Below are 18,767 nucleotides of genomic sequence, written 5' to 3'. Positions count from 1 at the left end.
AACGGTTAATTTCGGTACTTGACTTGGATTCGGCTCCAAGTTATAGAATGAGCACCATTCACCCACTCACATTCAAAGGAGCAATCATAATGAACATAACACACGACTCCCGCACAGCGCTGATCACCGGGGCAAATCATGGCATCGGGCTGGCCCTAACCCGCCGAATGCTGGATGAAGGCTGGGAGGTAATCGCGCTGATCCGCTCAGCATTTGCTGAAGATGACTCCCTGATCCGTGAGGCGCATGCCCGCAGACAACTTCGAATCTATAAGGCAGACCTGAGTGATTTCACCCAACTGCGGAGTGCCCTGCAGAGCATCAATCATCATGAGAAGCAGATTGATCTGCTGTTCAATAATGCCGGCGGCAGCTTCCCGGAGTTAACCTTCTCCAAGCAAGGGCGTGAGCTGCATTATGAGCTGCAGACGGTCGTTCCGTATATCATTACAATGGAGCTGAAGCCGCTCTTGCTGAAAGGCAAGCTCCGCACGGTCGTGAATACATCCTCCAACGCTTTCATGATGAAACGCAGCTTCGATCCTGCCGCCCTGAAGCACCCGGCCAAATTTCAGATGCTGACCGGCCCTTATGCCGACACCAAGCGCGCCTTGTCCTTGTGGACAGAAGCGGTGGCCCCGGCGCTTGCGGCGGAGGGCATCCTGATCCGAAGTAGCGATCCCGGAGGCAACAATACCCTTCGCAGCGGCAAAAAATCCGGCATCCCGCTATGGTTAAAACCCATTACGCGGCTGTTTTTCCCCGAACCTACCCATGGGGCAGGCCTGCTGTATCAGGCGGCTCTGGGTGAACACAGCGGCAAGTCCGGTGTCTTCCTGATCAAGAATCAGGTAAAACCGCTGAAATTCATAGAGCATAGCAGCCGTATCCTTAAGGATGTCCGGGCCATTTACGAGCAGGAATTCCTTCAATCCGGCGGTGCATGATTGCTATTACTTGTGACAAGGCAGCAATTGGCACGCGACGCGATCAAGCCACAGCTCCCGTACGGAGGGCTGTGGCTTGACGATGCGCTGCATTTTTTTAATTTATGCCAAGCTGCATTCCAATTCTGTTCATAGCAGCTCCGACATTCGTCCGAATTCCCGCAGCAGCCGCAAATTCTCAATCACGATATGTCCCTTCCACCAGTTCTCACTAATCGCATACTCGCGTTCATATCCTTCCCAGCCCCAGGTCAGCTCCCAGACACCTGCGGCATTTCGGGTCTCCAGCAGATAATCAAGCTCCTGGTGCAACAGTCCGCCCAGTTCAGCGTATCCGGGACTATGCAGCGAATGGATGAACGCTGACGGTCTGCAGCCATACCCGTTCCAATTCCCCTCATCGCGGCTGATTAGCCGTGCGCTCTGTACTTTGAAGGCTTCTTGCAGCTCCACATAGGGGAAGTGCTCCTGCAGCCCCGCCCAGGTGATGCAATGCAGCAGCGTGTCCACGCATTTCAGCGGGTGCATCTCAATATTAGGTTCACGCAGGAAAAGCTCCGTCAGCTCACGGGCAATCTCCAGTCCGGTGGCATACAGCCCGCAATCCCGCGGAGCAGCCTTCAGAATGAATCCCGCCAGAATAGCGGTCGGGTTAAACATACTGTGGGAAGTACTGTTTGAGCTTGTATGCCACCAGGGGGCATGAGGATAATCATTATTAGAAGCTACGACATTCCTCCAGGTGCGGCCATCCATATCCACACCGCTGTCCAGGTATTTCAGAATTCCCTGCACCAGCGGATGCCCGCTATCTGCAAATTCAAGCTCCAGCAGCCGTTCCACCGCCGTAGCGGTCTGGATCGGGGTGGAATGCGGATTCCAGGCATCCGCCTCCAAGGCATGGCCGAAGCCCCCATCCTCATTCTGATAGGCGGATAGCGCTTCCAGTACCGGCGGAACCGCGCCGTCCCCGAAGTGAAATCTCCATCTCGCCAGGTCCAGCGGACGGGCATTGCGGTACATCCAACGTCTGATTCCCTCGTAATCCTCCAGCAGCAGCTTCATGCGCAATCTCCTTATAATAGGTTTGATAAAACTGTGAAAAACACAGATTTATTACTAACAAACTTTTGATTCCGTTTATATCATGATATGTCTTCGTTCAATTCGAGCCACTGCACCGCCGACCCGAACCTGATTGATTTCACCGCTCTCGCTCAGGCGCAATCCAGCCTTAATTTCAGAAGGACAATCCATCGAATACCCTTGCCTGAACATAACATTCTCCACTTCCTGCAAAGATCGTTGGCCGTATTGGTACAAATAGCTGAGTAAGGCACCATTGGATGTTCCTGTCGCGCTCTCCTCGGGAATATCGTACAGCGGCGCAAAATTCCGGCATTCCGCAGCAGAATCATCTGGAGTATCCATCGTGAACAGATGATATCCAACCACATCATATTTTTCGCTGATAGCGATTATGGCATCAAAATTTGGCTGAATCTCATTCAAGAGCTTCCTGCTCCGGATTGGAATCATAATGTCCCGCAAGCCTGTCGAAACAATCTGGATGGGCAACTCTGTCTGCAGTTCTTCGGCATCCATCCTCAAAGATGGGGCGATTTCCTCACAGGATATCCTTTCAAAAAATTGTGGTACAACCTGTGACAAGTAAACAAGACCCTCCGAGCTAATATCGACATCAAGAATCCCTGCCTTGGTTTCTATTGAATAGGAGGTCGCTTCCTTTGACAAACCCAATGAATGCATTAGTCCAAACGCAGCAATCGTGGCGTGTCCGCACAGATCAACTTCGCTGGCGGGGGTGAAATAGCGGATTTTGTAATCCGCAAGCAGGGATTTTTCCATAAAGGCCGTCTCCGAAAAGCCCAATTCCTTCGCTATGAGCTGCATTTGGGCAGCATCTAGAGAAAGAGCTTGCTCCAAGACAACGCCTGCCGGATTACCGCCACGCTCCCCTTCCGCAAATGCATTTAACGTATACACTTCCACATTCATGTTCCACTCGCCCTCTCTTTATTTTCAAAAACCGCCCGGTCTGCGCAACCGCACGTCCCCCGCCACCCTCCATTATTTTCCTTTTATCGATATGTTAGCTTAATATACCATGGTCAGTCTATGACAATTATTCTCTCCTGTCACTTTCCTTGAGAAATCCCTGAATGATTCTTTCAGATTGCTCTATTGGCGCACTCTATTTTCCAGTATAATACAAGTTAAAAAACACCATTTAGGAGGATATATATGACAGAAGATTTCTATTGTGACGAAGTATTGAGCGGCAAAACAGTAATTAACAAGGTCTTCGAAACGGATAATATTTTAGCGTACCACCATACCAAACCCTTTTACCCTGTTCATATTGTAGCCATTCCCAAACGGCACATCTCTTCCCTGTTAACCATTCAGGCCGAAGAGCATGAGCTGCTGCTTGAGCTTATCGGAGTAATCCAGGAGGTTGCCGCCCAGGTAACTGAAGAATACGGAGCATGCAGAGTGATTACCAATCTCGGTAATTATCAGGACTCGAAGCATCTGCACTGGCATATCTGCTATGGGGAACCACTAAGATAGTTAATTCCCGCTCTTGGCAACAAACAATTGGATAAACGTATCTAAATTTCCTGTAAGGGGCGTCCGTTCATCAGCACGTGTATTTAATGGAGCTAATCCCGTTATGCTACAATAAAAACGACCCCGTCGGACTAAAGGATATTTCACCGGGGTATACATATATATGGAACGATTTGGCTACCAGGTTAGCCTATCCGGGAATTCATGAAGGAGGGCCCTATGAACAGCACTTCCGGCAGTAGAAGAGGCACTTTCAAGTTCATCAAGCAGCTATGGGTGAAAATAGGCGCCGATGATGTCCAGGGCATCGCTGCGCAGCTGACCTATTATTTAATCCTGTCCCTGTTTCCTTTTCTGATCTTCATCATGACCCTGATCGGGTATGCGAATATCTCGCTGGAGAAAAATATAGAGCAGCTGGAGCAGATCATGCCCGCCGAAGCCATCTCTATTATAGAAGAGATTCTGCAGGATGTATCTGCCGGACGCAGCCAGACACTGTTGTCCTTCGGGATGCTGGCTACCTTGTGGGCCGCCTCCAAAGGAATCAATGCTATCATCAAGGGGCTTAACCGTGCCTACGAGATTGACGAGAGCAGAGTGTTCTGGAAAATCCGGGGGATCGCCCTGCTCGCTACCTTGACAATCGGATTCGTCGTACTGCTCAGCATTCTGCTACTGGTCCTTGGCAGCTGGCTTAAGACGCAAGTCTTCCTGCTGGTTGATCTTCCCTACGGATTCCAAAAGCTCTGGGATCTGCTGCAATACGCGATTCCGCTGTTCGTGATGTTCATCGTCTTCACCCTGCTGTACTGGATCGCTCCCAGCCGGAGATTGGCGCTGCGGGAGGTCATGCCTGGGGCGTTGTTCACCACCATCGGCTGGATTACGACCTCGATTCTGTTCTCGGTATACGTCAATCAATTCAGTGATTTCTCCAAAACCTACGGCAGTCTCGGGGGCGTAACAGTGCTGCTAATCTGGCTCTATATCAGCTCATTCATTATCCTGGCCGGAGGCGAGATCAACGCGGTCCTGCTGAACCGCAGGGTGAATAGTATGCCCTTCAGCTCCTTCAAAGGACAGAAGCTCCCATGAACCCCTCCCTGATTGACGCCATTACCAAAAGCCCGCTCCGTACCTCCTTCTATCATTTCACCCGGGCAGTGAATCTGCCCGCCATGGCTGCCCTTGACGCCATTTATTCCTCTGCGGTGCTGAGCCCCGCTCATGCAGCCGGAGAGCGGCGGACTGCGGCGCACCGGGTAAGCTATACCGGGCAAGCCGCGACGCTGAATGCCCATCTGCGCATTACGCCTGAGGCGATGGCTCCGGGGACAACGGCGGAAGAGTTCCGCCGCTGCCTGGACCGCCATGTGTTCCTGTGGGCGACCTGGCGCGATTGCCTCGCAATGGCTGCAATGTATTCGCGCAGAGAGCCGGGCGAGGTCTTCGCTGTGCTGAAGCTCGATGCCCGCAGCGTCCTGGCGGGTCACTACGCCCGCATCAAGCTGTCTAAATACGATTCCGGCAGCTCCCCCAGGTTCCCGCACCGCATGTCATACCGCAAGAGCTGCGCTATGCTGCTTCCCCTAGCCGAGTTCATGTCCTCTAACGGACAAGCTATCCCCGTCAAGCCGTCCGAGATCAAGGAGGTGCTGGCCCAGGATAAGCTGGCCCCGATCAGCCAGTATTTACAGACGGTCTACTGTTCACAGTCCCAGCTTGTACCTGAGCTCTGGCAGCCATTGTGCCAGCCTCTGCTTCTTTCGCCACTGTAGCTCTGCTTGAATTATATGTCGCATCGTGATATAGTCACATTATGACATAGTCACAACATGACATATTTTCTTAGCCATGACTAGGCACAATGAATTGACGAAGCAGGTGAACGCGGTGTCCGCAACGCAAAAGGTTCTAAAAAAGTACGTGCCCATGACAGAGACGGCCTTCTATATTCTATTGTCCTTAACCAAGCCGCGCCATGGATATGGAATTATTAAGCATGTGGAGGAATTGTCGGAAGGACGGCTCCGGCTGGGCTCCGGTACGGTATATGGAACCTTGACCAAAATGAACAAGGATGGACTGATTACCGTATTTGCCGATGAAGAGAGAAAGACGGTGTACGAGGTGTCTGAGCTGGGGAAGGAAGTCATGCGCGCTGAAATCGGCAGGTTAAAGGAACTTCACCGCAACGCCGTCACCAGTGAGGAGGAATTCAATTGAGAACTGTATTTCGGCCCTTTTGGAGCTATGATTTGCCGGGGACAGAAGCCTGGTTGGCCGATATGGCCGGCAAGGGATGGCGTGTGGAAGAATGGAGCTTACTGCGGCGGCGCTTTACCTTCCGGCAGGCTGAGCCTATCCGGCTAACTTATCAGCTGGCTTATCATTCATCCAAGCATTCATCCATGTCTCCTTATCTTGCCGCAGAGGGATGGAGCAGGCGGCTGCAGCAAGGCAAATGGAGCCTGTACGAGAATGACCGGCTGCCGTCACAGATTAGCGCCTATCCTTCACGTAAGGATGTCCTGAGGCGTAACCGCATCATCTCCTATCTTTTCATGGGGATCCTGGTGTATTTGCTGCTCATTGCACTTATTCCACTGCTTGTACTAGGACTCACCTTCAATCAGGATACTCCAGTCCGCATTCAGCCAAGTCCGCTGTGGGCCGTTACCTGGGCCGCAGCAGCGGGAGCCCTGGCCCTGCTTGTTCTTGCAATTTACTCAATAGTGAAGCTCCAGGCTGCCAGTAAGGTATTTCTGCTAAACCATCAGGACCTGAAGAAGCCTCCCGGACCGCAGAAGCCTGCCGGCACTACGATGGCGCGGATGAAGCCCAGCTGGATGTACGCCCCTGACCGGCTGGAGCAATGGCTGGAGGACAAAGAGAAGCACGGATGGAATCTCTATAAAGTAGGCTTCGGAGGAACGCTGTTCCATTTCAGCAAGGGCCGTCCGCGCCGCATGACCTATCACGCCGACTATCAGGTCATGGCCGATGAAGGGTATTTCGAGCTGCACCAGGAGGCTGGCTGGACGAGGCTCTACAGCTCTTCCTTCTCTCTGCAGAAATGGACCCTCTGGAGCCGGGAGGAGCAGAACGCTGCGGAGCAGCAGGAAATCTATAGTGATCCGGTCCACCGCCTGAAGCAGGCACGTACAATCGCCATCAGCTATACCCTGCTGTTCCTGCCTATGATCCTGCTCTACAGCTTTAATCTGTCGGCCTTCATTGATGGCATGCTGCGGGACGGGATCACTGCTTCCCAAGCGTGGAACACTTCAATTATGTTCCTTTCCATTCTGCTCTTCGGCTCGTTCGCGGGCAGAACCTGGCTATATTACCGGCGGCTCAAGCAGCAATAGGAGCTATATCATTTCTTATATTTCAACAAAAGGCGTATACCGGAAGTCCCGCTCCATGCGGAGAAGACTTCAGTATACGCCTTTAAGCTTATCACTTGTATGATCAGAAGAATTGCGGGTATTCCTTGGACATGCTCTGGACCCGGTCCAGCAGCGTATTGGAATGCTCCATCACGACCTTGCGCATCCCTTCCGCATCCCGCTTGCGGGTAGCGGCAACCATCTTCACATGCTTATCAATATCGGACGGCTGCACCCCCTCCATCTTCCCGTAGAGCAGACGGATACGATTGTAATGGGATGCTACCTCTTCGATGGTGAACCAGGATAACTCCTCCCCGGCCGTCTGAAAGATCAGCTGATGGAACCGGTTGTCCTTAATATAGAATTCTCTGAAGTATTTCTTGTCCATATATTTCTTCTGCTTATTAATCAGTTCCTGCATCGTATCTGCGACCAATTCACTGCATTTGCGGATGAATTCATCGATTACAGCAGATTCAAGGGAGGTCCGGATGAACCATTCCTCGCGGACTCTTTGCAGATCAATCTTGGAGACTACAGTTTTGCGCTGAGGATATATTTCCACCAGTCCTGACTGTTGAAGGCGGACCACTGCTTCCCGTACCGGCGTCCGGCTGACGCCATAGCGTTCAGACAGCTTCTGCACACTGACATCCATTCCTGGCTCGAGCGTCATATTCATGATGTCTTCTTTTATTCTATTGTAAGTTACATCATTCAGTGAATTACTGTTATTCATAATCTTCAACGGCTTCCCTACACCTTCCCTGAACTCACTCCTAGTACATCACGGGTTATTGTCTCCGCACTGGCTGAGTCGTAGCTGTAATACAACAGAATGTCCAGAATGAACGGCGAATACCGCAGTCTGTTCAGTTCCTGTGTAAAAGCCATGGCTCCAACTTCACTTAAGGTGCGTATTGTAGAATAATTATTCAGGCCCAGCAGCTTCCATAGCAGAATGCGCTCGGTCCGGGTGTATATTTCCTGTGCAAACCGGTCTTCTACAAAATGATAAATTTCGTGGCCAAGGATAGTATTCATTATACCAGCTTGCGGAAAAAGTTCAACTAGACCAGGACCCGCCTCCCGTACCTGCTCCGCCGCTCTGCGCAAGGGTTCTTCCATGATTTCGATCCGGTCCGGCGGGGTATAGGAGGCGAATAGCACACGCTTGCCGGTCATGAGCGCATCCTTGAATTCCAGCTTCAGGTTCATACGTTCAGCAAGCACCCTGACATCACGGGTCCCATATTCAAGTATCATCCGCTGTGCATATTCTATGCCGCAGGCTCTGGCCTGCTTTAGCATTTCCCGCTTCGTCTCCGGCGAAATCCGCCGGTTCAGAATGTCTCTCGAGAAGGCATACATTCCCCAAGCCTCATGGTCAACCTCCAGTAATGGATACAGCAGCTCTCCCAGCTTCGTCTGCACTTGCATACGTCCCCCTGTCTACATGCACTTCCGCGCGGCTCCTAGCTCTGCTTGATATTAGCCGCCACGACAACGATCTCCGTGTCCGGCTCGAATGTGGATACCTCAATATCCATCAACAGCTCCAGCTGTTCGAAGTCCGATGCCGTAAAGTCCATGACACGGGCACCGATGCACAGGTAAAAGTCAGGTCTGGCAATCAGCTCTGTCTGGTACACAGCCATAGCCTCCCACAGCTGCTTAACCGCAGCCAGGTAATCACCCGCAGTGGTCTTAAGTGCCATAGCCCGGCCTCTCTGCACTTTGATGAAGCCCTTGGTGTCCAGGATGCGGACCGCCCCGGCTTCACCGGATTTATCCATCAATTCGCCGAAAATACTGACATACCGGGTCTTCTCAAGCAGCTTGGTCCGTTCCAGCGGGATACGCATATCCTTCGCCGCCAGCTCCTGCAGCTCGGCCTCATCGCATTCCTTCAGCAGCTCGGTCGTCTTCACTTCCGTAGAACCGGTAGCAATCGCTGTAACCTTGGAGGTCTGCGGATCAATATCAATATGAATCTCGATGCTCTCCGGTGTGGCCCCGCTCTGAATCGCTTTGTTCATGGCTTCCATCTTGAGGGCGGCAATCACTTCCTTGGACGGAGACGGAATAATCCGCTCTACAACGTCCCGGACCATCGACAGAGCAACCCCTATGGAAGAGATAACCTCTGCATTCTCGGGGATGCTGTATTTCAGGCCCATTTTCTCGGAAAAATAGACAATCAGCGAAGCCGCTCCGCCGCCGACACCCACCAGGGAGATCTGGTCCTTCTCCAGCTTGTATTTCTCGGCCAGCGCCAGGATGATCGGCTCGATCTTTGCATACGCCTTCTCCATAATCTGCTTGGCAATATCTTCTACCGTTGTTCCGCAGTAATCCGCCAGCGCCTGCATCGCTCTTCGGGCCGCTTCCACATTCCCGTAGGAGAAATGCTCCGGCTTCACCAGTCCCAGCACATTCGCCGCGCAGGAGTTCGTGATCGTCACCCGTTCCCCGTTCTCCAGCCGGATCGCCACATAATCAGCAGGATCACCCGGCTTCGGAGAAAAGAATTCGACCTGCGCTCCGTTGATCTTATCCGGATCGGTGAATACCGAATAATCCAGTCCGCCGATATGCGCCGATCTGGGTCCGACATCGACCACTCCACTTTTGTTCGCCCGGATCATGGACCCGCCGGCCACGCCGAGCACCCGTACATCCAGGGAATTGACATAGGTCGGATGACCGCCGACGATGGAATAGTCGATGGCGGGACGGCCGTTTTTGATCACACCGATATTGGTTGTCGTGCCGCCGACCTCGAAATATACCCCGTTAGAGGCTCTAAGATACATCAGTGAGCCCATGACCGAGGCCGCGGGGCCCGAGAGCATAGTCAGAACAGGCCGCTTCTTCATCTCAGTGATCTCCATAACGCCGCCGTCGCCTCTCATAATCATCAGTGGAACATGGACCCCGGCCTCCCTCACAGACTTCTCTGTGGAATTGGCGGTATCCAGCATCTTCGGCAGAATGCTTGCATTAATCGCCGCTGTTCGGGTTCTCCGGGTCAGCCCGTACAATTTCGTAATGTCGGAGGCCATGGTGGTCGGCATGCCTTTTTTCTCCGCTTCGATATAGACCAGTTCCTCAGGCCGCCCGTTATCTACGCCAAAAGCCATTGAAGGCACAATAACCTGTGCCCCCTGCTGCTTCAATTCGTCAATGACCGCCAGCACGGAGGCTTCGGACATTTTTTTAACATTAAGGAAGCTATTGTAGATCTTGATCTCCTTACCGTTGCCCAGATCGATATTCTGAAGCCGGGTCTGCCGCTTGGCGAGCCAGCCTTCCAGACCGCCCTTGGCCAGGCCAATGATGCCCACCTGGGCAATATCGCCCTCGATCAGCGCATTCGTAGCCTGCGTTGTACTGTGAGCCACGAACACTACATCCTCAGGACGGATATTGTTCTCCTCCAGGCAATTCATGAAGCATTTCACCACACCTGCGGCTACGCCTGTGGCATGGTCATGTGTTGTCTTGACGGACGATTTGCCGATAATCTCATGTGTCGCATTGTCAATCGCAACTGCCTTGGTATGGGTTCCCCCCACATCTATACCCATTCTAACCATTGTACTCATATGATTTCTCCGTTTCTCTTCATTAATAGTGTGTTAAACCAAATTTCCGTACATGAAGAATACGATCACGCAGAGAATAATCCCGATAATCCAGCCCGTAGGAATCGACATCTTCATGTATTCCTTGGCGGGAACCTTCGTATAGCCGAAGCCCCAGGCAACCCAGGACTGTGTTACGTCCAAATGCTGCGGTGCAACAGTAGTAATGGCGAACAGCGGATAGAGGAATTGTACCGGCCAGGCTGCGGTTGCCACCACAACGGCCAGGATGGCCGAACCCGAACCGACGAGGTTCATCGGACCGCGGAAGAAGCCGAGCGGTGTCAGGATGGCGAATACAATACACAAGAGCAGCGCAGTCTGGGGCATTGCGCCGTCCAGCAGGGTTTTGAAATAAGGGGAAGCATAGGTAGCCGCATTGTTGAACATTGACAGCGTGAGCAGGAACCCGATCATCGGTGCCACATCAATAGCTCCGTCCGCGAACTGCTTCGACAGCATTCTGCAAACGCTTGCAAAACCACCCTTCAGCTTACCGCAGGTCAGCAGGGCGAACAAGGCGGCGAAGATAAATCCGAAAATAATCGGCACCTTAAACACCACTACACCCACTACCGGCAGAATGATCGAGATCCAGGAGATGGCAGGTGCATCTACAGTAGCTCCGCTATCCGGTGTAGCCGCCCAGGCCCGTGAGAGCTTCCGGTTCATCATCACATTAGATACCACCAGCACCACGATCAGAGATACAGCCATCGCAATCATACCGAATTTGAAATATGTATTATAGTCGTAGCTGGCATAACTTTCATTGGCTGTTGCAAAAATCGCCTGATATTGCTTAAAGTTCACGATGTTCCCGAAGATCCCCGCCATGATCGAGCCCATGAAGGAGAACAAGGCAATCGGTGATGGAATCCCGAGCGACAGCATGATCGGCAGCACGATGACAGCAATGGAGATAACCGGGCCGATACCCGTCATGGAGGTGAAGATTACAGCGGTAACGATACACAGCAGGGACATGGTGATTCTTGGTTTGTCTCCTCCAAGCTCTACGACCTTACGGATCAGCGTAGCGGCAATCCCTGTGTCGATCAGGACTCTGCCGAAGAAGGCGCCGAAGAAGATATTAACCAGTATCGCCTTCCCGTAGTTCTCAGGCCCCGTCTGGAACACATTCGTCAGCACGTCAATGAAGGTCTTGCCCTCCATCACGGAGGTAGGATGAATGCTATTTCCGATCAGAGCAATCGAGGTCCACAGCACCGACATGACGAAGAAGCCAACCATTAGGTTATACCCCTTGACGCAATACCACACTAATCCAAAAAATGATAAGACCATAATGAAACCGATTACAACATTAGCCACATCCACAAAATAACCTCCTGAAGTAGGATAAATTAGTTAACATGCTAACATGCTATTTGGGTATACTGACATGTTAGTTTGCCACGTGAAAATATTAACATGCTACTTCATTAGGCGTCAATACCCTTCTGCATGTTATTTCCAAACACTTCAAAACGCAAAACAGAGGCTGCAGATGTGATCCATCCTGCGCCTCTGTTCACTTCAAACTCTTCCGTTATGTTTGTTAATCACCTGGTCACGATACTTCTGAAATTGCTCCCAGGATTGCTCCGCTGCTTCAGGCTGCTTAAAGTCGATATAGCCGGTATCCGATGTGTCCAGGGCATAAGCCTCCAGTGTCTCGCAGATCAAGCAGAGGGTATCCATCACCGCTCCCCCGCCCCGGACATGCAGCATAATTGAATCCACGAGCTCCTCGTCACCTGTGTTGAACTCAATCGAAAACCCCTCGCCCTCAAGGACGCCCCAAGCCTTATCCCGGTAATCCAGGTTCGGTAGGCGGCGGGTCAGCTTCTCAATGATTTCATCACGTTGTCCCAGCGGTGGCACTGGCGGCTGTTCTTCCTCCGGCGCTTCAAAATCGTATTTCGTTTTCATAATAAGTACATCCCAGCTCATATGCGCTCACTCCTGTCATTATAGACTCCAGTACTTAGACTACTTATTACCCGATTCGTCCACTCTTATCAACTCAAACGTTGCGGCTTCGATCCACAGGATCAGCTTGTTATGATTCACATCGATGAAGCTTAGCGGTACACCCAGTCCCGGCGAAGGCTCAGTTACCTCTATGTCGGTCGTTACATCGTTGGTCCCGATCATAGACAGATTCAATTTGTTCACTCTGTAAAAGGAATCCCCGTTATAATGCCTCTGGGTTATACTATAGCGGGGATTGGTGAACTCGTATTGGTACGCTTCATAGCCCTCTAGCCCCATCGAGGAGAAGTAATCTTTATGAATCACAAGTTCATCCCCAATGATGTCCTGTCCTGTAGGATATTCAGACGCGTCATTATAGGAATTCGCGAATCCCAGCAGCTTGTCCACCTTCCAGGTGCCATAGATGAACTCCTCCGTCGCCTGATCCAAATCGATTCGCCCGATAAAAGGTTCGGAGGTATTGCGCGGAATCAGATCCTCTTCTAGTGCTGCATGTTCCGGAGTTGGAGTAACCGGGGTGTGTTGTTCGTCTGCGGGCTGTGCCGCCTGACTGCATCCAGCCAGGCAGACCGCCAATATCGATATTTTCAGTATCTTCCCTAATCTTGTTATCATGGTAAGCCTCCCGCCTGCTTCAGTTCTTCAACCTTACCATCCGCTGGAAGTGAAGAATAAACAGACGGGTTACAATACCGGAACAAACGATTCATCAGCCGTTCTGAATAGATAGAAATTTTGTCAGATCCTTCTCTAGCTGCACAACCTCCTGGTTCGCAGCATTCGCATAATCCGGCAGCAGCATATCCTTAACCATGTTTGTGCGCAGCCAGGCAATGAAGAGAACATCCAGGATGAAGCTTGGGAGCTTAGGGACTATGTTAAAAACGGGCGGATCAACAGCAACACCTGCCTCACGGATTGCTTTTAGATACGCTTTTAAAGTAACTGTTATTTGGCGTGCCGTCTGTCTGGTTCCGGGTGTTACAGGGGCAATCTCCGGTTTGCCGCCATACAAACTGCCCAGCAAGGCAATGTCTGATACGGAATGAGTGATTAGATACGCCTGCATATCCTTTTTTACAGCGTAGGGAAGCTTGGCGGTTTGAAATACTTGTGCGAGCTTTAAGATGCGCTGCGTCACTGCGCCATTCATTTCTCCCAATGCGGTAGCCACTAGAAGCTTGGGCATGAACCGTGCGTGCAGGACCCCATCTTTAATCTGTCCGCCGAAGCCGGGAAAGGCCGGTAATAGTCTATCCCCTACAATCCCCTGCCACGAAGAAAATCCAATCGGGCTATTGGTCATCGTAACTATATTTTGGCTTTGATTATCTTTTAGCGCGAGCAATGCGGATTCGGCCCGGTCATAACGAACGGTAACGAAAATAAAATCGTATATATCGTCATTTTCGAGCGTATCCATGACCTTCACCGGAACCGTTCTGACTGTACCTTTGTCATTATATTGCAGGCCTTTTTCTTGTAAAAGTCTGAACCTGTCCGCACGAGCAAACAGACTAACGTCATATCCTGCTTCCATAAACTTTATTGCATAAATACTCCCGATGACACCTGCACCGAAAATTAAAATTCTGTTTTGCTCTGCTGACATTATAATCACTCCTGCCCTTTAATATCCCCATTTGATTATCCGACAACATGTTGTATGATGTGATCATAAAGCTTTAGGATTTCTTGATCAATCATCAGTTTTTTAATATCTGTCGGATGATATCTTATGCGCAGGCAGGAGGGAAACATGAACAAGCAGCCCCAAATTACGGAGAAAACAAGACAAAAGTTTATAGATGTGTTTTGTGAGCTATACAGCCAAAAGCCGGTTGAGAAAATTTCCATCCAGGAAATCGCCAGCCGGTCAGGGTATAACCGCAGTACCTTTTATCAATACTTTACTGACATTTACGAACTTCTGGACACTGTGGAAAATAACTTGCTCCATGACATCAAAGCAGAACTAGCCGGTAACGAGCTGTCGATGCATTCGGTTCAGGATGCGCTGTCTTGTCTGGACAGAAAAGAACATCTTCTGGCGCTCCATGCCCTTCTGGGCGATTATGGAAGCCCCCGTTTTTTAGCACGCTTAAAAAGAGACATCCCCATGGAACAATTCCTGAACCTTCCGCAAAACCATTCCTTAACGCCATACTTCATTGAGTTCTATCTGACATCTACCCTTTCTTTATTTCGCCTTTGGCTCCAGCAGGAAAAGGATATACCGCCAGAAGAATTTATTAAGTTAGCGGAGAACTTATATTCAAGAGGGGTTTCGGCTTATTCTGATGAAGGATTCTGAATGAACTCTGTTTTTAGCATAGCGACCCAGGAGGAAAGCAAAGATGACGACAACACCAGAACAAAATATAAGCGTAACCAACAGGCCGGGCAGAGAACAGCTTGAACAGATTTACGATATTTTAGATGAATGTTTTGCCGTAGGCCGGGGGTATTTCCAGGAAAGATTAGACCTCGACACCTCCTATGACCCGGATACCACATGGTTTGCGACGGTCGGCGGCAAGGTTGCTGCCAATGTTCAAATCTTTCCGCTTTCCATCAGAGTCGGCCAAGCGGTCTTGCAGACGGGCGCCATGGGCAGCGTCGCTGCAGATCCCAATTATCGCGGCATGGGGCTGACACACAAAATTCTTGCTGCACAAACAGACTACATGAGAGAAGCCGGTTATGATATAAGTGTACTTCTGGCCAGCAAGCATGCATTTTATGAAAAGGCCGGCTGGAGACTGATTCCCGAGACTGCTTACGCTGTTGAAAATGAGGCGCGGGGCGGGCAGCCGGGCGGTTACGAGGTTATACCTTTTGAGCCCCGTTATCTTGAGGATATCCGTGCTATTTATGAACAATTCAATCAGAACCGCACCTATACTGTAGTACGTAATGAAACCTACTGGAAGGATCTGATCCGCTGGCCGGAATGGAACAAGGCGGACTGTCTGCTGCTTCAGCACAATCATAAAATAGTCGCTTATGGCATGATAGAAAAAAAGGACACCGAACAGGTATTTATCAACGAACTCATCTATCTGGATGAGGCAGCGGACGGCGTGGAGTACTTATTTCATGAATTATGCCGTCTTCGGCCGAAGGCCAGGCACATCATGGCGATGCTTCCTGAGGATCACAAGCTGTATGCCTATTATCAGCAGCTTCAGGCAGAGCCCGTCCCCATTAATATGGCAATGTGGAAAATGATCAACCTGTATTCTACCTTCCACAAGCTTCAGCCTGAACTGGAGCATCGCCTTAACGGCAATGCCTTGATGGCGGAACAGGAGCTGTTCATAACGCTGCAATGCGGGGAGGACAATATCTGCCTCGACTACCGCCAGAAGCGGCTTTCCGTTTCCGGGAATAGTCAGGACGGGTCCCGGATATCCATAGAAGTGGATGAGCGGAATCTGATCTCTTATATCATCTTCGGCTATAATGCGGAAGGCGCAGCTGAAGCTGGGACCCCTGCCCGACATGCTGATATTCTGCAGGCCCTGTTCCCGAAGCAGCAGGCCGTGTTTTATTTAACCGACAAATTTTGAACGTAACCTGTCACCCCGGAGTTGTTTATTCACCGGAAAAAGGGTGTGCCGCAAGTCCAACACTGCCGGACTTATGGCACACCCTTCCTTTGCTTCATTCATAGGATTACCCGTTACTCATTTTTGATTTTCCGAGCAGTACAGCACCATAGGCTGCATTATGAACAGGCATAATCAGCTGGGTCTGCGGGTAGCTGCGGGCAAGCTTCCGCTCTAAGGCCTCTCTTACAAAACGGGATTTCTGCAGCACACTTCCGGCAATTGCAACCTTACTCTCATATAATTTCAGCCGCTCAATCACAGGCACCACAAGCTCAAACAGACCGGCTGCACATTGCTCCGCCAATTTTAGCGCCTGGGCGTCCCCGAGCCCGCATGCTGCCGTCATCACCGGGGCGAGCGCTGCAATATCTTTCTTCGTTGTATTTTTGTGGTAGACAAAACCTATGATCTCTTGCACCGTACCAAGTCCAAGCTGCTTATAGACCAGCGCCGGAATCATCGTATCCGCTGTTCTTCCGTCCTCTGCCTGAACCAGCAGGGACAAGAGCTCACGCCCGATATAATATCCGCTTCCCTCATCATCAATCAGATGACCAAAGCCTCCTGTGCGGTGCCGCTCTCCCTTTTCATTAACCCCGAAGCAAATGGAGCCTGTACCGGCAATGAGAATAATACCCTGCATCGCATTCTGGGCTCCATATAGTGCGGTTTCCTGATCCCCGGTAATCGTTAGCGGCCCGCTATAACCGTTATCTCTCACCTGTTGCTCCAAAAATCGGGCTACTGCCGGATTGCTTACGCCTGCCGCTCCTATACATACATGATTAACTTCCGCAAGGCTTGTGCAGCAGGACCTTATCTGATTAAAAATCTCCCCGAAAGCGGCAGCAATAGCCCCGGCATCGCCGCCATTATAATTAATAGGCCCTGCCGTAAAGGATAGTACAGGCTCTTCCTGATCATCATGAGTAACAATGACAGCTGTCTTGGTGCCGCCCCCGTCCATGCCAACAATAAATGCCATACTGATGTCCCCCTATAGCTGAATCGTAATACTGGCAGCCGGTGTTACCTCACCATTCAGGATGGGAATAAGGGACTTGAATGCATCCGGAGTATATTCAAAGGCTGCAATGCCGCAAAACCCGCCTTCGATTAAAGCTAAATCATACGGCCGGCCCAAGGTAATTGCCGTTACTTTACAGTTTGCTGCCACAAGCTTCTGCACAAGCGCCAGCTGGCCTGTATTTTCACGCGCATTGAACAGCCCGATAACAACATGCTTGTACCCTTCAGCCTTGTGCAGCACTTCGTTAATCTGCTCCTCGTCCGGATCAATACCGATCAGCTCATACGCTGCAGCAAAATGCTCACCCATATACTGTGGGAAGCTAAGCTCTTGATTCACACTGCTGGAGGCCAGGTCGGTCCGGTAGGCATAGGAGCCCACAAACAAGACCTGCCCATCCCCTGCCTGAACGGGCTGGGTCTCACCTTTAATCAGGCAGATCGTTTCCGTACGCATCAGCTCGTTCGCCCGGCGGTGAACTTCGCAGCCCACGATCCCGTAATCCGGTTCCCCAACATGCGTATAGCGGGCTTTATAGGCTAGAATTTTGGCAACAGCTGCATCAATAACCGCTTCATCCAAATCACCCGCCGCTACAGCTTCTTCTATTAAATGAACCGCTTCTTTAACCGTTGCAGGCGTGTGACTGATGAACACCAGATCAATCCCTGCTTTAACGGCTTCGAGTGCACCTTTTGCCGTCCCGTAATAGCGTTTAATCGCATCCATTTCCAGACAATCGGAGACAACCAGCCCCTCAAATCCCAATTTCCCTTTAAGCAGCTCTGTAATAATCGTATAAGACATCGTTCCCGGTACACCAGACGTTTCGATTTGCGGGAATAAAATATGGGCGCTCATGATGGCCTCGGCCCCCTGCCCGATTGCAGCCTTAAACGGCAGCAGTTCAAGCTGCTCTAGCTCCTCCACCGTTTTGTTAATGACAGGCAAGCCAATGTGTGAATCGACATCGGTATCCCCATGACCGGGAAAATGCTTCAGCGAGGACATTACGCCGCCATCGAGCAAGCCCTTCATCATTTGAATCCCGTACTGCGATACCGTCTCAACCGAATCCCCGTAAGAGCGGACGTTGATCACCGGATTGAGCGCATTACTGGTAACATCCATCACGGGCGCAAGATTGAAATTAATGCCTAATGCTTGTAGTTCCCGGGCCGTTATTCTGCCTGCTGCATAAGCATTTTCAGGGCGTCCTGAAGAGGCTATTGCCATGGCTCCGGCTACATTCGTCGCGTCCTTGGGCATCCGGGTCACCCGGCCGCCTTCCTGGTCAATCGTAATAAAGCCCGGAATGCCTGTATGTGTGGTGAACCATTGCTGCAGTTCTGCAACAAGCCCGCCTAATTGATATTTATTGCTGATATTATGGGAGAATAAAATAATATTTCCGACTTTGTACTGCTCAATGACTTCCTTCAGCTCCGGGGACATCTCCGTTGACGGAAAGCCTGTTACGAACATTTGTCCGATTTTCTCACGCAAGCTCATTTGTTCTATCGTTCTCATCCGCT

The 18,767-nt window shown here is 50.9% G+C and carries 19 protein-coding genes; 8 read left to right on the top strand and 11 right to left on the bottom strand.

Going from position 1 to position 18,767, the window contains the following annotated elements; genetic code table 11:
- Positions 1-89: 89 nt before the first annotated feature.
- Complete coding sequence (locus tag MKZ07_RS02330) at positions 90-947, top strand: SDR family NAD(P)-dependent oxidoreductase (RefSeq protein ID WP_341024268.1); 858 nt, start codon at positions 90-92, stop codon at positions 945-947.
- Positions 948-1,076: 129 nt separating this feature from the next.
- Here MKZ07_RS02330 and MKZ07_RS02325 read toward each other — a convergent pair whose 3' ends face one another.
- Together MKZ07_RS02325 and MKZ07_RS02320 are read right to left on the bottom strand one after the other, a co-directional pair.
- Positions 1,077-2,012 (bottom strand): hypothetical protein, encoded by a 936-nt coding sequence (locus tag MKZ07_RS02325; RefSeq protein ID WP_051493606.1) that lies wholly within the window; start codon positions 2,010-2,012, stop codon positions 1,077-1,079.
- Positions 2,013-2,087: 75 nt separating this feature from the next.
- Complete coding sequence (locus MKZ07_RS02320; protein ID WP_036695657.1) at positions 2,088-2,966, bottom strand: PhzF family phenazine biosynthesis protein; 879 nt, start codon at positions 2,964-2,966, stop codon at positions 2,088-2,090.
- Positions 2,967-3,212: 246 nt separating this feature from the next.
- Between MKZ07_RS02320 and MKZ07_RS02315 the strand changes: the two genes are divergently transcribed.
- From MKZ07_RS02315 to MKZ07_RS02295, 5 genes are all read left to right on the top strand, one after another.
- Positions 3,213-3,542: an HIT domain-containing protein gene (locus tag MKZ07_RS02315; RefSeq protein ID WP_036695658.1), complete on the top strand. Its 330-nt coding sequence runs from the start codon at positions 3,213-3,215 to the stop codon at positions 3,540-3,542.
- Between the two features lie 219 nt (positions 3,543-3,761).
- Positions 3,762-4,640 (top strand): YihY/virulence factor BrkB family protein, encoded by an 879-nt coding sequence (locus tag MKZ07_RS02310; RefSeq protein WP_051493610.1) that lies wholly within the window; start codon positions 3,762-3,764, stop codon positions 4,638-4,640.
- Positions 4,637-5,323 (top strand): DUF7002 family protein, encoded by a 687-nt coding sequence (locus MKZ07_RS02305; RefSeq protein ID WP_036695659.1) that lies wholly within the window; start codon positions 4,637-4,639, stop codon positions 5,321-5,323. The genes MKZ07_RS02310 and MKZ07_RS02305 overlap by 4 nt, the downstream gene beginning before the upstream one ends.
- A 154-nt stretch (positions 5,324-5,477) precedes the next feature.
- On the top strand, positions 5,478-5,771 hold the full coding sequence (locus MKZ07_RS02300; protein ID WP_235218454.1) for a PadR family transcriptional regulator: 294 nt from the start codon (positions 5,478-5,480) through the stop codon (positions 5,769-5,771).
- Positions 5,768-6,916, top strand: coding sequence for a DUF2812 domain-containing protein (locus MKZ07_RS02295; RefSeq protein WP_036695661.1), 1,149 nt, complete (start codon positions 5,768-5,770; stop codon positions 6,914-6,916). The genes MKZ07_RS02300 and MKZ07_RS02295 overlap by 4 nt, the downstream gene beginning before the upstream one ends.
- A 103-nt stretch (positions 6,917-7,019) precedes the next feature.
- Here MKZ07_RS02295 and MKZ07_RS02290 read toward each other — a convergent pair whose 3' ends face one another.
- The 7 genes from MKZ07_RS02290 to MKZ07_RS02260 all read right to left on the bottom strand — a co-directional run bounded on the left by MKZ07_RS02290 (position 7,020) and on the right by MKZ07_RS02260 (position 14,200).
- A complete protein-coding gene (locus MKZ07_RS02290; protein ID WP_036695691.1) occupies positions 7,020-7,679 on the bottom strand; it encodes a GntR family transcriptional regulator in 660 nt (219 codons plus the stop codon).
- Positions 7,680-7,696: 17 nt separating this feature from the next.
- Positions 7,697-8,374, bottom strand: coding sequence for a hypothetical protein (locus tag MKZ07_RS02285; RefSeq protein WP_200869211.1), 678 nt, complete (start codon positions 8,372-8,374; stop codon positions 7,697-7,699).
- 41 nt (positions 8,375-8,415) lie between these two features.
- Entirely contained in the window at positions 8,416-10,548 is a 2,133-nt protein-coding gene (locus MKZ07_RS02280; RefSeq protein WP_036695663.1) for a hydantoinase/oxoprolinase family protein, read from the bottom strand.
- 33 nt (positions 10,549-10,581) lie between these two features.
- Complete coding sequence (locus MKZ07_RS02275; RefSeq protein WP_341024254.1) at positions 10,582-11,928, bottom strand: citrate transporter; 1,347 nt, start codon at positions 11,926-11,928, stop codon at positions 10,582-10,584.
- A gap of 198 nt (positions 11,929-12,126) precedes the next feature.
- Positions 12,127-12,522 (bottom strand): hypothetical protein, encoded by a 396-nt coding sequence (locus tag MKZ07_RS02270; RefSeq protein ID WP_143804308.1) that lies wholly within the window; start codon positions 12,520-12,522, stop codon positions 12,127-12,129.
- A 60-nt stretch (positions 12,523-12,582) separates the two neighbouring features.
- On the bottom strand, positions 12,583-13,203 hold the full coding sequence (locus MKZ07_RS02265; RefSeq protein ID WP_341024250.1) for a hypothetical protein: 621 nt from the start codon (positions 13,201-13,203) through the stop codon (positions 12,583-12,585).
- 94 nt (positions 13,204-13,297) lie between these two features.
- A complete protein-coding gene (locus MKZ07_RS02260) occupies positions 13,298-14,200 on the bottom strand; it encodes a ketopantoate reductase family protein (protein ID WP_036695666.1) in 903 nt (300 codons plus the stop codon).
- 147 nt (positions 14,201-14,347) lie between these two features.
- Between MKZ07_RS02260 and MKZ07_RS02255 the strand changes: the two genes are divergently transcribed.
- Complete coding sequence (locus MKZ07_RS02255; RefSeq protein WP_036695667.1) at positions 14,348-14,902, top strand: TetR/AcrR family transcriptional regulator; 555 nt, start codon at positions 14,348-14,350, stop codon at positions 14,900-14,902.
- Between the two features lie 43 nt (positions 14,903-14,945).
- Positions 14,946-16,160 (top strand): GNAT family N-acetyltransferase, encoded by a 1,215-nt coding sequence (locus tag MKZ07_RS02250; RefSeq protein WP_341024247.1) that lies wholly within the window; start codon positions 14,946-14,948, stop codon positions 16,158-16,160.
- A 106-nt stretch (positions 16,161-16,266) separates the two neighbouring features.
- Here MKZ07_RS02250 and MKZ07_RS02245 read toward each other — a convergent pair whose 3' ends face one another.
- Both MKZ07_RS02245 and MKZ07_RS02240 read right to left on the bottom strand, forming a co-directional pair.
- The gene (locus MKZ07_RS02245) at positions 16,267-17,187 is read right to left on the bottom strand and encodes an N-acetylglucosamine kinase (RefSeq protein WP_036695669.1); all 921 of its coding nucleotides are present in this window, start codon (positions 17,185-17,187) and stop codon (positions 16,267-16,269) included.
- Between the two features lie 12 nt (positions 17,188-17,199).
- The gene (locus tag MKZ07_RS02240; RefSeq protein ID WP_036695670.1) at positions 17,200-18,762 is read right to left on the bottom strand and encodes a glycoside hydrolase family 3 protein; all 1,563 of its coding nucleotides are present in this window, start codon (positions 18,760-18,762) and stop codon (positions 17,200-17,202) included.
- Positions 18,763-18,767: the final 5 nt, after the last annotated feature.

Source organism: Paenibacillus sp. FSL P4-0338 (assembly GCF_038002365.1).
GTDB lineage: Bacteria > Bacillota > Bacilli > Paenibacillales > Paenibacillaceae > Paenibacillus_AQ.
Note: the sequence above shows the minus strand (reverse complement) of the source record. Positions and strands in the feature narration are given on the sequence as shown.